General features: G+C 65.8%; 14 protein-coding genes. 6 read left to right on the forward strand and 8 right to left on the reverse strand.

The features are described 5' to 3' along the window. Positions 1–32 precede the first annotated feature (32 nt). From V3B64_RS17275 to V3B64_RS17290, 4 genes are all read left to right on the forward strand, one after another. Complete coding sequence (locus V3B64_RS17275) at positions 33–266, forward strand: hypothetical protein (RefSeq protein WP_032128272.1); 234 nt, start codon at positions 33–35, stop codon at positions 264–266. 135 nt (positions 267–401) lie between these two features. Continuing rightward, positions 402–641, forward strand: a complete 240-nt coding sequence (locus V3B64_RS17280) for a hypothetical protein (protein WP_317217777.1) — start codon at positions 402–404, stop codon at positions 639–641. 24 nt (positions 642–665) lie between these two features. Next, positions 666–911: a hypothetical protein gene (locus tag V3B64_RS17285; protein WP_121503703.1), complete on the forward strand. Its 246-nt coding sequence runs from the start codon at positions 666–668 to the stop codon at positions 909–911. A 138-nt stretch (positions 912–1,049) separates the two neighbouring features. Next, the gene (locus V3B64_RS17290) at positions 1,050–1,904 is read left to right on the forward strand and encodes an endonuclease/exonuclease/phosphatase family protein (RefSeq protein WP_285301900.1); all 855 of its coding nucleotides are present in this window, start codon (positions 1,050–1,052) and stop codon (positions 1,902–1,904) included. Positions 1,905–1,923: 19 nt separating this feature from the next. Here the strand turns inward: V3B64_RS17290 and V3B64_RS17295 are convergent, their stop codons facing one another. Next, on the reverse strand, positions 1,924–2,187 hold the full coding sequence (locus V3B64_RS17295) for a hypothetical protein (RefSeq protein ID WP_032128268.1): 264 nt from the start codon (positions 2,185–2,187) through the stop codon (positions 1,924–1,926). Between the two features lie 140 nt (positions 2,188–2,327). On the opposite strand from V3B64_RS17295, the gene V3B64_RS17300 reads away from it, so the two are divergent. Next, entirely contained in the window at positions 2,328–2,705 is a 378-nt protein-coding gene (locus tag V3B64_RS17300; RefSeq protein ID WP_154263208.1) for a VOC family protein, read from the forward strand. A gap of 41 nt (positions 2,706–2,746) precedes the next feature. Here the strand turns inward: V3B64_RS17300 and V3B64_RS17305 are convergent, their stop codons facing one another. The 6 genes from V3B64_RS17305 to V3B64_RS17330 form a co-directional block, all read right to left on the reverse strand. Beyond that, positions 2,747–4,168 carry an efflux transporter outer membrane subunit gene (locus tag V3B64_RS17305; protein ID WP_121503706.1) on the reverse strand — a complete coding sequence of 474 codons (1,422 nt, stop codon included), beginning with the start codon at positions 4,166–4,168 and terminating at the stop codon, positions 2,747–2,749. Continuing rightward, entirely contained in the window at positions 4,162–4,899 is a 738-nt protein-coding gene (locus V3B64_RS17310; RefSeq protein WP_012510730.1) for an SDR family oxidoreductase, read from the reverse strand. Before V3B64_RS17310 ends, V3B64_RS17305 begins: the two co-directional genes overlap by 7 nt. A 64-nt stretch (positions 4,900–4,963) precedes the next feature. Then, complete coding sequence (locus tag V3B64_RS17315) at positions 4,964–8,134, reverse strand: multidrug efflux RND transporter permease subunit (RefSeq protein ID WP_032128264.1); 3,171 nt, start codon at positions 8,132–8,134, stop codon at positions 4,964–4,966. 127 nt (positions 8,135–8,261) lie between these two features. Next, positions 8,262–9,488, reverse strand: coding sequence for an efflux RND transporter periplasmic adaptor subunit (locus tag V3B64_RS17320; RefSeq protein WP_032128263.1), 1,227 nt, complete (start codon positions 9,486–9,488; stop codon positions 8,262–8,264). Between the two features lie 91 nt (positions 9,489–9,579). Next, positions 9,580–10,350 carry an SDR family NAD(P)-dependent oxidoreductase gene (locus tag V3B64_RS17325; protein ID WP_049400332.1) on the reverse strand — a complete coding sequence of 257 codons (771 nt, stop codon included), beginning with the start codon at positions 10,348–10,350 and terminating at the stop codon, positions 9,580–9,582. Further along, positions 10,347–10,574, reverse strand: coding sequence for a hypothetical protein (locus tag V3B64_RS17330; RefSeq protein ID WP_032128321.1), 228 nt, complete (start codon positions 10,572–10,574; stop codon positions 10,347–10,349). The genes V3B64_RS17325 and V3B64_RS17330 overlap by 4 nt, the downstream gene beginning before the upstream one ends. A 147-nt stretch (positions 10,575–10,721) precedes the next feature. Between V3B64_RS17330 and V3B64_RS17335 the strand changes: the two genes are divergently transcribed. After that, positions 10,722–11,753, forward strand: a complete 1,032-nt coding sequence (locus V3B64_RS17335) for a LysR family transcriptional regulator (RefSeq protein WP_121503707.1) — start codon at positions 10,722–10,724, stop codon at positions 11,751–11,753. A gap of 561 nt (positions 11,754–12,314) precedes the next feature. Here V3B64_RS17335 and V3B64_RS17340 read toward each other — a convergent pair. Further along, positions 12,315–13,010, reverse strand: a complete 696-nt coding sequence (locus V3B64_RS17340) for an OmpA family lipoprotein (RefSeq protein WP_008267948.1) — start codon at positions 13,008–13,010, stop codon at positions 12,315–12,317.

Below are 13,010 nucleotides of genomic sequence, written 5' to 3' on the forward strand. Positions count from 1 at the left end.
GTGCGCGATTGCAGAAAGCAAGGACGATGCTTATGAAACTGCAACTGGCCGCGATGGCCGCGTTGGTGATGGCAACGGCAACCCTGGCTCCGGTGGCGGACGCCAATGCCGGGGGACCGAAAGAAAATGTTTCGTGCGTGCCGGTGAAAGTGGACCACAACCGGGTCCACCAGCACTGCACGGAAACCTACACCGATGAGTTCGGCAACGTGTACGAAGCCGAGTACTGGATCGACGAGTACGGCAACCCTTACCTGCGCGACTGAGCCGGCAGGGGACTGCGCCGGGCCGCCCGCCGGGCCGGCGCGCATGCAGCAGCTGCCGCTCGGGTGCATGCTCTACCCGGGGGTAGTTGCACGACACCGCGCAGATGCGCGATTGCAGACACAAGGATGATGCCCATGAAACTGCACCTGGCCTCGATGGCCGCACTGGCCGTGGCCTTCGCTGGAATGATGTCGAGCGGCAACGCCAACGCCGGGGTAACCAGCCCACCCGGCAGCGTGACGCGCTGCGAACCGTTTGAAGTGGAGCGCTACCGCATCCACCAGCATTGCATCGTGACCATGCCCGATGCGGACGGCGAGATTTTCCTCACCGAGTACTGGATCGACGAATACGGCAACCCGTATCTGATGTAATCCTCATCGACAAGGAGTGTGGGAATGAGACTGCATAAAGGCGTATCGGTGTGTTCGCTTGCCACCGTGCTGGCCGTGCTGATGCTGGCCCCCGTCGCCACCACAACGGCTGCCGAGGTCATCGAGGTCCAGGAAGAGTGTGTGCCCTTCCGCATCGCTGGCAACGTGTTCCACCAGCGCTGCACGTCGTACGTGGTCTACGACGACGGCACCCGCGAAGTCACCAGTCATTACAACCGTGACGAGAACGGGATGATCTACGACCCCTGATCGCGCCCGCGCGATCCGCCGGGCGGGACCTTCACCGCCCGCCCGGCATCTTCCATCCGCCCATCCCGGCATATCGCCGACCCCACCGTCCATGGCATGCTTCATGAAACCGTTTTCATGGAATGGAGGGATTCCACGATGTTGTCGCGTTTCCGTCGCCCTGCGCTGTGTGCGCTGCTGGCGCTTGCTCTGCCTGCCGTCGCCTGGGCTGCTGCGCCGGTGCCACTGAAAGTGATGTCGTTCAATGTCCGTACCCCGGCCGATACCGAACCGGGCAAGCGCTGGCCGGACCGTCGCGATGCCATGGTCAAGGTCATCCTCGATGCACACCCGGCCGTGATTGGCACGCAGGAGCTGGTGAAGGAACAGGCCGACTTCCTGTCCGGGCATCTGCCCGGCTACCGCTGGTTCGGTGAAGGCCGCCGCGGTGGCAGCGGCGATGAACACATGGGCGTGTTCTACGACAGCAAGGTGCTGGCCATCGAGGAATCCGGCAACTTCTGGTTATCCGATACGCCCGAAGTACCCGGCAGCATCAGCTGGGGCAACCTGTACCCGCGCATGGTCACCTGGGCCCTGTTCCGGCGCCTGGACGATGGCCGCCGTTTCTACTTCATGAATACCCACCTGCCCTATCGCGACGAGGACGAACCGCGCCGGGTGAAGGGTGCCGAGCTGATCGGCAAGCGCCTGCAAGCCCTGCCTGCCGACCTGCCGGTGGTCCTGACCGGTGACTTCAACAGCGAGCCCGGCGGTGACACCTACAAGGCATTCACCCGCCTGCTGCAGGACACACGCACGCAGGTGAATGCACCGCAGGGACCACGCCTGACCTTCCACGACTTCACCGGCAAGGCCACCGTGCAGCTGGACTGGGTGCTGGTGCGCGGCTTCCATGCCCGCAGTTTCCTCACCGATGACCGCCGCATCGACGGCGTGCTGCCGTCGGATCACTTCCCGCTGGTGGTCGAGCTGGACTGGCCGAAGCACTGAATCTCCGCGGCCGCCGTGGCTACCGCGGCGGCGGCCGCGACAACAGCCGGTACAACGCCAGGTGCTGGTTGCGCGCCTGGCAGATGCGGGCGCCGACAGCAAGGAACACGGCAACGCCGATCAGGCCCAGCCCCAGCATCGGATCAGGCAGTCGCAGGAAACCGATCGCAGCGGCCATCGTCGCCAGCACCAGCAGCACAACGACCGCCACCGAAAGGCCCGCGCCGGGTGGCCCCGGGTCGCCAAACAGCATGCGCTGGGTATCCCGCCTGTCATCACTCATCGTCTTTACTCCCTGGAATCTGCCCCACTAGTTACACGGCGGACACGGCTTCCGGCAGAGTCAGAAACGTCACGACTGTGACAACGTCCACAGCACACACCGCGCTACCCTGCCCCCGTTCCCGAACTGTGGAGAAAGGCATGGCACACCAGAGTCGCCTGGCCGGTTTCATCATCGATTGCGAGGGCATTCCCGCCGACGAAGGCGCCCGCTTCTGGTCCGCCGCGCTCGGCCTGCAGGCGCAGCCCGCCTATGCCGAAGACGGCGCCGAGTACGCCGACCTGCAGGGCGCGCCCGCAGGCCTGAACGTGGAGGTGCAACGCGTCAATCATCCTTCACGGGTGCACCTGGACATCGAGAGCGACGACATCGACGCCGAGGCCGACCGCCTGGAGAAGCTCGGCGCGCGGCGGATAGGCTTCGTCAAACGCTGGTGGGTGATGGAAGCACCGACCGGCCATCGCTTCTGCATCGTGCGCATGCGCGAGCGCGAGGTACCGGCCAATCGCTGGCCCTGAAAGAAGAAAGGGACGGAAGCCACTGCTTCCGTCCCCTGCGGTTACTGCACCTGCGCCACACTCGCCGGCTGCGGTGATTGACCCCAACCACCCAGCGCCTTGTACACCCCCACCACGCTGACGTTGACCTCGGACTCGGCCGCGGCCAACGCATCATCGGCTGCCAGCTGCGTACGCTGCGCATCCAGCAGGGTCAGGAAGTCCTCCGAGCCCTCGCGATAGCGGATCTGCGCCAGCGACTCGGCACGGCGTGCCGCCTGCGCCTGCTCGACCACGATCGCCAGCCGCGCCTGCTGCTTGGAATAGCGGGTCAGCGCGTTCTCGGTGTCTTCCAGTGCCAGCAGCACCGTCTGCTCATACTGTGCTGCCACGCCTTCGGCCTCGGCCTTGCTGGCACGCAGGCGTGCACGTACGGTGCCGAAATCGAAGGCCGCCCAGCTCAGCGACGGCGTCAGCGACCAGGCCTTGTTGTTGCCATTGACCAGGCCACTGGCATCGCCACCGAGGAAGCCGACGAATCCGGACAGCGACAGCCGCGGGAACAGATCCGCCGTGGCCACGCCCACCCGCGCGGTAGCGGCGGCAAGACGACGCTCGGCCACGCGCACGTCGGCGCGTTGGCGCAGCAGCTCGCGGGTATCGCCCAGCGGCAGCGCCTTGGCGAATGCCGGCACTTCGTGCGGCGCAAGCATGGCGGTCAGCGTTTCCGGACGCTGGCCCAGCAGAACCGCCAGGCGGTTGCGCGACTGCGTTTCGGCCACTTCCAGCAGCGGAATGTCGGCCTCGATCGCCTTCAGCCGCGCACGACTGCTCTGCACGTCCAGCTCGCTGCCGGCGCCCAGCTCCCAGCGTGCCTCGGTCAGCTTCTGCGTCTCGCGCAGATTGACCAGGGTGTGCTGGGCCACGGCGATGCGCTTCTGCGTGCCGCGCAGCTCGAAGTAGTTGCGTGCCACTTCGGCGGCGATCAGTACCTGTGCGTCGGCCAGGTTGGCCTGCTCGGCATCGAGGTCGGCACGGGCGGCTTCTGCAGCACGGCGCTTGCGGCCGAACAGATCCAGCTCCCAGCCCGCATCGAAGCCGAGCTGGTAGCTTTCACTGAACACCCGCTGCCCACCCAGCTGCGGATCGGGTTGCTTGCGGCGATCGTAACTGCCGCCTGCGGTGACATGCGGCGCCTGGTCGAAGCGGCTTTCGACGAACACCGCGCGGGCCTGGCTGACGCGGGCCACGGCCACGCGCAGGTCCAGGTTGTCCGACAGTGCGCCGTGCACCAGCTCTTCCAGCACCGGATCATCGAACTGCGCCCACCAGCTGGCCACCGGCGAGGTGGTGCTGAACACCGGCTGCTGCGCCCCCTGCAGCACCACCGGATCCTGCACCGGCGCCTTGTAGTTCGGGCCGACGCTGACACAGCCTGCCAGCACCAGGCTGGAGACGGCCATCGCCAACGTGCGGATCACCATGGCAGCACCTCGCCCAGGTAGGTGAAGCTGCCGTTCGGACCTTCATGGCCGATCAGTGCCATCTGCACGCTGGAGCGCGCGCCTTCGCTGATCTCGATCTCGCCGTGGCCGCCGTTCATATCGGTTTTCACGTAACCCGGATGCACGGTATTGACCTTGATCTGGGTGCTGCGCAGTTCATGCGCCAGTGCCAGCGTCCAGCTGTTCACCGCTGCCTTGGAGGCGTTGTACGCGGGGATCTTGAAATCGTAGATGCCCGAGGTCGGATCAGCGTGCAGGGTCTGCGAGCCGAGCATGCTCGAAACGTTGACGATGCGCCCGGACTTGGCCTGCCTGACCAGTGGCAGGAAGGCCTGGGTCACCGCAACCAGTGCGTACACGTTGGTGTCGAAAGTGCGCTTCCAGGTATCCAGCGACTGTTCGGACGGCGCTTGCGCCGGGTTCTCGATCATGATGCCGGCGTTGTTGACCAGGATGTCCAGGCGCCCATGGCGCTGGCGTACCTGCTCGACCGCTTCGGCGATGCTGGCGGCATCGGTCACGTCCAGCTGGATGGCTTCCACCGGCAGGCCCTCGGCCTGCAGCTTCAGCGCCTGCTCTACGGCGGTCTCGCGCTTGCGGCCGGCCAGCAGCGTATGCACGCCGGCCTGGGCCAGCTGGCGCACGGTCTCGGCGCCGATGCCGCGGGTGGCGCCGGTGACCAGCGCGATCTTGTTCTGATGAGAGTTCATGGATTCTTGCCTCGTGAGGGGGAAGCCGCCGCCGGCCAGCGACCGGCGGCGACGGGGTTCCATGTCAGTGGTGGATGGTCGGCTCGCCGTGCTGCACCAGCTGGCCACCACCGTTGCGGGTGACGAACTTGCGCAGGGCCACGTAGAACACCGGGGTGAGGAACAGGCCGAACAGGGTCACGCCCAGCATGCCGGCGAACACGGTGATACCGGTCACCGAGCGCACCTCGGCACCTGCACCGTGCGACAGCACCAGCGGTACGGTGCCGGCGATGAACGCGATGGAGGTCATCACGATCGGGCGCAGGCGCAGGCGGCAGGCTTCCAGCGCAGCTTCAACGATACCCTTGCCGCCCATCTCCAGCTCTCTGGCAAATTCGACGATCAGGATCGCGTTCTTGCACGCCAGGCCCATCAGCACCACCAGGCCGACCTGCACGAACACGTTGTTGTCACCACCGGTCAGCCACACGCCGAACAGCGCGGACAGCAGGGTCATCGGCACGATCAGGATCACCGCCAGCGGCAGCGACCAGCTCTCGTACAGTGCGGCCAGCACCAGGAAGGCCAGCATGATCGCCACCGGAAACACGATGAAGGCGGCCTTGCCCTGGGTTGCCTGCTGGTAGCTCAGGTCGGTCCATTCGGTGGTCATGCCCACCGGCAGCACCTTGCCGGCGATCTCGGTCAGCTTGTTCATCGCCTCGGCCGAAGACAGCAGGCGCGGGTCGGCTTCACCGGCCAGATCCGCTGCCGGATAGCCATTGAAGCGCAGCACCGGGTCCGGGCCGAAGGTCTGCTTGATGGTGACCATCGAACCGATCGGCACCATCTCGCCGCGGTCATTGCGGGTACGCAGCTTGCCGATGTCCTCGACCGTTTCGCGGTACGGACCGTCCGCCTGCGCGATGACCTGCCAGGTACGGCCGAACTGGTTGAAGTCGTTGACGTAGGCCGAGCCGAGGTAGGTCTGCAGCGTGTCGAACAGTTCGGTGAGCTGCACGCCCTGTGCCTTGGCCTTGACGCGGTCGACCTCGGCATCCAGCTGCGGCACATTGGCCTGGTAGCTGGAAATCGGGAAGGCCATGCCCGGCGTCTGCGCAACGGTGCCCTGCATCGCCTGTACGGCATTCTGCAGCGCGCCGTAACCCAGGTTGCCACGGTCCTCGATGAACATCTGGTAGCCGTTGCCGTTGCCCAGGCCGAGGATCGGCGGCGGCATCATCGAGAAGGCGAAGCCTTCCTGCAGGCCGGCGATCTTCTGGTTGATCTCGGCGTTGATCTGCGCGGCGGTACGGCCATGACGCTCGGCGAACGGCTTGAGCGGAATGAACGCCACACCGGTGTTCGGCGTGTTGGTGAACTGCAGCGCGTTCAAACCCGGGAACGAGATGGTGTGGGCCACGCCATCGGTTTCCTGGGCGATCTTGGCGACCTTGCGCAGCATTTCATCGGTACGCGCGATCGACGAACCTTCCGGCAGCTTCACACCGGCAATCAGGTACAGCTTGTCCTGGGTCGGGATGAAGCCCGGCGGCACCAGCTTGAAGATCACACCGGTACCGACCAGCAGGATCGCGTAGACCACGAACACCGCACCACGACGGCCGAGGATGCGGGCCACGCCACGCTCGTACTTCTCCGAACTGGACTTGAAGAAGCGGTTGAACGGACGGAACACCCAGCCGAACAGGCGGTCGATCAAGCGGCTCGGGCCGTCCTTCGGCGCTCCATGGGCCTTCAGCAGGCGCGCGGCCAGGGCCGGCGACAGGGTCAGCGAGTTGATCGCCGAGATCACCGTGGAGATGGCGATGGTGACCGCGAACTGCTTGTAGAACTGGCCAGTGACACCCGACAGGAAGGCCATCGGCACGAACACGGCACACAGCACCAGCGCGATCGCGATGATCGGGCCGGACACCTCACGCATGGCCTGGTGGGCCGCGGCGGTGGGCGACAGGCCTTCTTCGATGTTGCGCTCGACGTTCTCCACCACCACGATCGCGTCATCCACCACGATGCCGATCGCCAGCACCAGGCCGAACAGGCTCAGCGTATTGATCGAGAAGCCCAGCAGGTACAGCGCGGCGAAAGTACCGACCACCGACACCGGCACCGCGATCAGCGGAATGATCGACGCACGCCAGGTCTGCAGGAACAGGATCACCACCAGCACCACCAGCGCGATCGCTTCCAGCAGCGTGGAGACCACGGCCTTGATCGAGTCGCGCACGAAGATGGTGGTGTCATACACGGCTTCGTACTTCACGTCGGCCGGCATGGTCTTCTGCATCTCGTCCATCGTCGAGATGACCTGGTCGCGGATCTCCAGTGCATTGGCACCCGGCGACTGGAAGATACCGATACCCACCGCGTTCTTGCCGTCCAGCTGCGAACGCAGGGTGTAGTCACCGGCACCCAGTTCCAGGCGGGCCACATCGGCCAGGCGCACGATCTCGCCATCAACACCGCTCTTGAGCACGATGTCGCCGAATTCCTTTTCAGTCTTCAGGCGGCCCTGGGCATTGATCAGGGTCAGGAACTGGCTGTTCGGCAGCGGTTCGGCGCCGAGCTGGCCGGCCGAGACCTGCACGTTCTGCTCACGCATGGCGCGCACTACGTCACTGGCGGTCAGGCCGCGCGAGGCGACCTTGTCCGGGTCCAGCCAGGCGCGCATGGCGTAGTCACCACCACCGAAGATCTGCGCGTCACCCACGCCCGGAATACGCGCCAGCGCATCCTTGACGTGCAGACGGGCGTAGTTGCGCAGGTACAGGGTGTCGTACTTGCCGTTCGGCGAGGTCAGGTGCACCACCATCAGGAAGGTCGGTGACTGCTTCTGCGTGGTCACGCCCTGCCGGCGCACGTCCTCGGGCAGGCGCGCCTGCGCCTGCGCCACGCGGTTCTGCACCTTCACCGCCGCCGCGTCCGGGTCGGTGCCCGGGCGGAAGGTGACGGTCATCTGCAGCACACCGTCCGAGCCGGCGACCGACTTCAGGTACATCATGCCTTCGACGCCGTTGATCGCCTCTTCAAGCGGGGTGGCGACGGTCTCGGCAATGACCTTGGGGTTGGCGCCCGGATACACCGTGCGCACGACCACCGACGGCGGCACCACTTCCGGGTACTCGCTGATCGGCAGGATTGGAATCGTGATCAGGCCTGCGGCGAAGATCACGATCGACAGCACCGCCGCGAAGATCGGCCTGTCGATGAAGAAACGGGAAAAGTCCATGGAGGAATTCCTGGGAAAGGCGTTCGGCGGGCAACAGCCTCCCCGCCCCTCGCCGAGATGACGAAGGCAGGGAAGGCTGCTGCTGGCGCCGGCAGCTAAGCGGGGACGCGGATCAGGAGACGGCGGATCAGTGGTTCAGCGCGGCGGTGGCATCGCGGCCCGGTGCCGGCGGCGCAGCCTGCGGCTGCATCGCCACGGCCTTGGCCTGCACCGGCATGCCCGGCATGAAGACCTTCTGCACGCCGTCGATGATCACCTTGTCGCCGGCGGCCAGGCCGTGCTCGACAATACGCAGGCCGTCGGCGGTGCGGCCGAGCTGGATGTCACGGCGCTGGGCCTTGCCATCCTTGTCGACCACGTACACGTACTTGCGATCCTGGTCGGTCAGAACAGCCTTCTCGTCGATCAGCAGGGCCTGGAACTGGCCGCTGCCGAGCAACTGCACGCGGGCGAACAGGCCCGGCGTGAACTGGCGATCGGCGTTGTCCAGCAGCGCGCGGACGCGGATGGTGCCGGTGCTGCGTGCCACCTGGTTGTCGAGGAAGTCGACCTTGCCCGAATGCGGGTAACCCTCTTCGCCGGACAGGCCGACCTTCACCGGCAGATCGCTGTCACGCTCGCTCGGGCGTTCACCCTTGCGTGCCATCTGTGCATAGCGAAGGAAAGTGCTTTCATCGGCATCGAAGTAGACGAACACGGTGTCCAGCGAGACCAGCGTGGTCAGCACGCTGGCGCTGTCGCCGGCGGTGACCAGGTTGCCGGCGGTGACCATCGCGCGGCCGGCACGGCCGTCGATCGGCGCACGCACCTTGGTGAACTCCAGGTTGAGGCGGGCCGCATCCAGCGCAGCCTGCGCCGCCTGTACGGCGGCACCGGACTGGTCAGCCGCAGCGCGACGCTGCTCGGCCGTCTCGGTGGAAATGGCCTGCTGCTCGGACAAGCGCTTGGCACGCTCGGATTCACTGCGGGCCAGCGTGGCCTGGGTGCGGGCGCGGGCCAGTTCGGCAGCGGCGCGATCGTACTCGGCCTGGTAGCTGCGCGCGTCGATGGTGAAGAGCACTTCGCCCTTCTTCACTTCCTGGCCTTCGACGTAGTTGACCTTGTCGATGTAGCCGGACACGCGCGGGCGCAGTTCAACGCTCTGTACCGCTTCGACGCGGCCGCTGAACTCGTCCCACTGGCTGACCTGCTTGACCAGCACCGGTGCAGCACTGACCTGCGGCGGCGGCGGTGCACCGGCTTCTTCGGCGTGGCCGCCGCTGCAGGCCGCCAGCACGGCTGCGGCGAGGATCGACACGCCAACCATCGCGATGCGATGGCCGAAACGATGTGGGGTGGAATTGGGGGAAGTCATGGCATGCATCCGTACGGAGGGGTGGTACAGCTAGATGAGAACGTGTTGCAAAAACAGGCGGCGTATCCTGCGACCTCAACCATGGTCGAGGTCAAGCGACGCCTGCGGTATCGCGCCACAGGGGAGGAACGTCCAGGTGCAGCAGGCCGCGCGGCAGTTCGGCATCACTGCTGTCGCAGCGGACGATGGCGCGGTTGTCGCGGCAGCCGTCGAGCAGGGAGACCACGCGACGGCCGACCAGCAGTGAGCTGGGCCACTCGATGCAGGCATTGGCCGCGTTGGCCGGCGTACACACCGGGCTGCAGACTTCCAGCATCTGCGCGCGCACGCCCAATGCCTGGGCTTCCTGGTGCACCACCTGCGCGTACATACGAAGCGCCGCAGTGGTGATCGAGGTTTCGCCGTAGCCCGCCCATGGCTTGGCATTGGCCGGGCTGCCGATCATCACGTAGCGGCGCGCATGCACGTTGTCCTGCAGCAGCGGCAGCAGATGACGCACTGCGTGCACGTGCGGCATCAGATCGGCCTGCATCGCGCCCAGCAGTTCATCGCCGTTGCGGTCAGTCACCCGGCCGCGACGGTAAGGGCCGCCCATTGCGGCGATCACTGCCGCCAGCGGACGCGGGCGATGCGCGATGCGTTCGGCCAGTGCGCGCGCCGAGCCGTCATCGCTGAGCGAACCCAGCAGCGTCTCCAGGCCCGGCTCATCGGCGAACTGCTCATGCAGCGCCGCCAGCCGGCCCGGGTCGCGACCGACCACCAGCACCGGGCTGCCGGCTTCCAGCAGTGCGCCAACCACGCCCTGGCCGACGGCACCGGTGCCGCCGAGGACCAGGACTTCGGGCGTCAGCATCCCATTCACGGGACATTTCCTCCCAAATCCGGGATAGTCCCGATTCGACGCAGCCGGTCGCCCTTGTGCGGGGCAAGGCGGATGGCACCGCCACGCTGCTGACGCATCGGCGCGGTAAACTCACGGAAGTCCTTGTGTACCAAGGAACTCGGGCGGACTTCAACGGTCATTGCCAGGTCCAGGGTGCTCTGGCCGGCGTTCCGGAGACGGGCAAGAATGTTGCGCAGGCTCATGGCGGACGGGCTCCAAATAACGAATGGCGCCACGATAGACCTCAAACCTTTACTTGATTAGTCCTGATTAAGGGGAATAATCATCCCGCTCCCGGTCCAATCGTTCTGTCACGATTGTCCCATCCCCGACGTCCAGGATCCCAGACCATGTCCCACGATCTCAACGAGACGCTGATCTTCGTCAAAGTGGTCGAGCAAGGCAGTTTCATTGCCGCTGCCAAATCGCTCGGCCTGCCCAAGACCACGGTCAGCCGCAAAGTGCAGGAGCTGGAAACGCGCCTCGGTGCGCGCCTGCTGCACCGGACCACCCGCCGCCTCGGCCTGACCGAAGCGGGTTCGATCTACCACGAACATTGCCAGCGCATCGCGCGCGAACTGGAAGAAGCCGAGAGCGCGGTGAGCCAGCTGCAGTCCGGTCCGCGCGGCTGGCTGCGCTTCACTGTGCCCTACTCGATCGGCATCACCTGGATTGCACCGCTGCTGGGCCAGTTCCATGCGCAGTATCCAGAGATCCGTCTGGACATGCATATGGGCAACGAGAAGCTGGACCTGATTGCAGGTGAGGCGGACCTGGCCCTGCGCGTGGGTGCCCTGCCCGATTCCAACCTGGTGGCACGCAAGCTGGGCAGCCTGCGCACGCAGGTGTTCGCCAGCCCGGCCTACATCGAACGCTATGGTGAGCCGCTGCATCCGGAAGAGCTGCAGTTCCATCGCATCCTGGCGATGCGCAAGCCGTACCACACCGGCAACTCGCCGCGCTTCACCTGGCAGCTGGGCGAGAACGGCGGCGAGCTGCGCGACTTCCCTGTTACCCCGCTGATGACCGCCAACGACATGTCTGCGTTGAATGGTGCATTGGTGTGCGGCGAAGGCCTGCTGCTGACCGGCGACGTGATGGCCAAGCCGTTCGTCGAGTCGGGCATGGTACGCCGCGTGCTGGCCGGCTGGACTGGCCCGGAAGTGGACTTCAACGCCGTGTTCGCCGGTGGCCGCCTGGTCTCGCCGAAGGTGCGTGCATTCGTCGACTTCCTGGTCGAGAAGCTCAACTTCGACGCCAATTACATGCTGGCGCAGTGCCCGGGCGCGAAGCTGGCGCAGCAGCAGAAGGAAAAGGAAGACGCGGCGCTGGAAAGCAGCGGCAAGCGGATCCTGGAAAAGGTGACCGCTTCGGCCGCATGACCGGAAGCATCCACGCATGGCGTGGATCTACCGGCATTCCGTAGAGTCGAGGGGGGGGGGGGGGGGGGGGGGGGGGGGGGGGCACCCAGGGCGAGTCGGGGGGGGTGGGGGGGGGGGGCCCACCCGCATTGCCGTCGCGGCGAGCTGGCGCGCCTCGTGGGGCGCTTCAGTCGAGCAAGCTCGACTCTACGGGCGCTATCGGTGTGCCGAGCAACGCTCGGCACCCACAAAAATGCCGCCTGCAAGGGCGGCATTTTCGTTCCGGCTACGTGGCTTTCGGTAGATGCCGACCTTGGTCGGCGCCGTTTGGAGAAACCGCGACCGGGAGCGCTATCGGCGTGCCGAGCAAGCTCGGCACCTACAGAAAATGCCGCCTGCAAGGGCGGCATTTTCGTTCCGGCTACGTGGCTTTCGGTAGATGCCGACCTTGGTCGGCGCCGTTTGGAGAAGCCGCGACCGGGAGCGCTATCGGTGTGCCGAGCAAGCTCGGCACCTACAGAAAATGCCGCCTGCAAGGGCGGCATTTTCGTTCCGGCTGCGCCGGAACCGTAACGCTACGCGTTACTGCTTCAGGGGAATCACGCGGATCTCGACGCGGCGGTTCTTGGCGCGGCCGGCATCGGTGCTGTTGTCGGCAATCGGGTACGACTTGCCGGCGCCCAGGGTTTCGATGCGCACGCTCTGCACGCCCTGGCCGATCAGATACTGCGCGACCGAGTCGGCACGTTCCTTCGACAGGCGGTTGTTGACCGCGTCACTGCCGATGCTGTCGGTATGGCCGACCACTTCGATCATGGTCTGGTTGTAGTCACGCAGGGTGCCTGCCACGCCATTGAGCGAGCCGTAGAACTGCGGCTTCAGGGTCGCCTTGCCGAAGTCGAAGGTGATGCCGTCCGGCAGGTTCAGCATGATGTTGTCGCCCTGGCGCTGCACATCGATGCCGGTGTTGGCAGTGCGCTCGCGCAGTGCGCGTTCCTGGCGATCCTGGTACTGGCCTACCGCGGCGCCGCTGAGCGCGCCGATACCGGCGCCGATCAGCGCATGCTGACGACGCTCCGTGGCGCTGTCGCCGGTCAGCAGGCCGGCGGCTACGCCGATGGCGGTGCCGATCAGCGCGTTGCGGCCGGTGCGGTTCTGCTGCTCGGTCGGGTTGCCGTACTGGTCACTCTGTACGTAGGAGCCGCCGGTGGCGCAGGCCGACAGGACGGCCGCACTCATCAGGGCCAGTGCGACGTTGCGGGTGGTGTTGCGGATCAT

The sequence above is a fragment of the Stenotrophomonas sp. SMYL86 genome (assembly GCF_036320025.1).
GTDB classification, from domain to species: Bacteria; Pseudomonadota; Gammaproteobacteria; order Xanthomonadales; family Xanthomonadaceae; genus Stenotrophomonas; species Stenotrophomonas maltophilia_A.

Bases quoted from the DNA above. Each gene is read 5' to 3' on its own strand.
- V3B64_RS17275 (WP_032128272.1), top strand. From the start codon at position 33: ATGAAACTGCAACTGGCCGCGATGGCCGCGTTGGTGATGGCAACGGCA.
- V3B64_RS17280 (WP_317217777.1), top strand. From the start codon at position 402: ATGAAACTGCACCTGGCCTCGATGGCCGCACTGGCCGTGGCCTTCGCT.
- V3B64_RS17285 (WP_121503703.1), top strand. From the start codon at position 666: ATGAGACTGCATAAAGGCGTATCGGTGTGTTCGCTTGCCACCGTGCTG.
- V3B64_RS17290 (WP_285301900.1), top strand. From the start codon at position 1,050: ATGTTGTCGCGTTTCCGTCGCCCTGCGCTGTGTGCGCTGCTGGCGCTT.
- V3B64_RS17295 (WP_032128268.1), bottom strand. From the start codon at position 2,187: ATGAGTGATGACAGGCGGGATACCCAGCGCATGCTGTTTGGCGACCCG.
- V3B64_RS17300 (WP_154263208.1), top strand. From the start codon at position 2,328: ATGGCACACCAGAGTCGCCTGGCCGGTTTCATCATCGATTGCGAGGGC.
- V3B64_RS17305 (WP_121503706.1), bottom strand. From the start codon at position 4,168: ATGGTGATCCGCACGTTGGCGATGGCCGTCTCCAGCCTGGTGCTGGCA.
- V3B64_RS17310 (WP_012510730.1), bottom strand. From the start codon at position 4,899: ATGAACTCTCATCAGAACAAGATCGCGCTGGTCACCGGCGCCACCCGC.
- V3B64_RS17315 (WP_032128264.1), bottom strand. From the start codon at position 8,134: ATGGACTTTTCCCGTTTCTTCATCGACAGGCCGATCTTCGCGGCGGTG.
- V3B64_RS17320 (WP_032128263.1), bottom strand. From the start codon at position 9,488: ATGACTTCCCCCAATTCCACCCCACATCGTTTCGGCCATCGCATCGCG.
- V3B64_RS17330 (WP_032128321.1), bottom strand. From the start codon at position 10,574: ATGAGCCTGCGCAACATTCTTGCCCGTCTCCGGAACGCCGGCCAGAGC.
- V3B64_RS17335 (WP_121503707.1), top strand. From the start codon at position 10,722: ATGTCCCACGATCTCAACGAGACGCTGATCTTCGTCAAAGTGGTCGAG.
- V3B64_RS17340 (WP_008267948.1), bottom strand. From the start codon at position 13,010: ATGATCCGCAACACCACCCGCAACGTCGCACTGGCCCTGATGAGTGCG.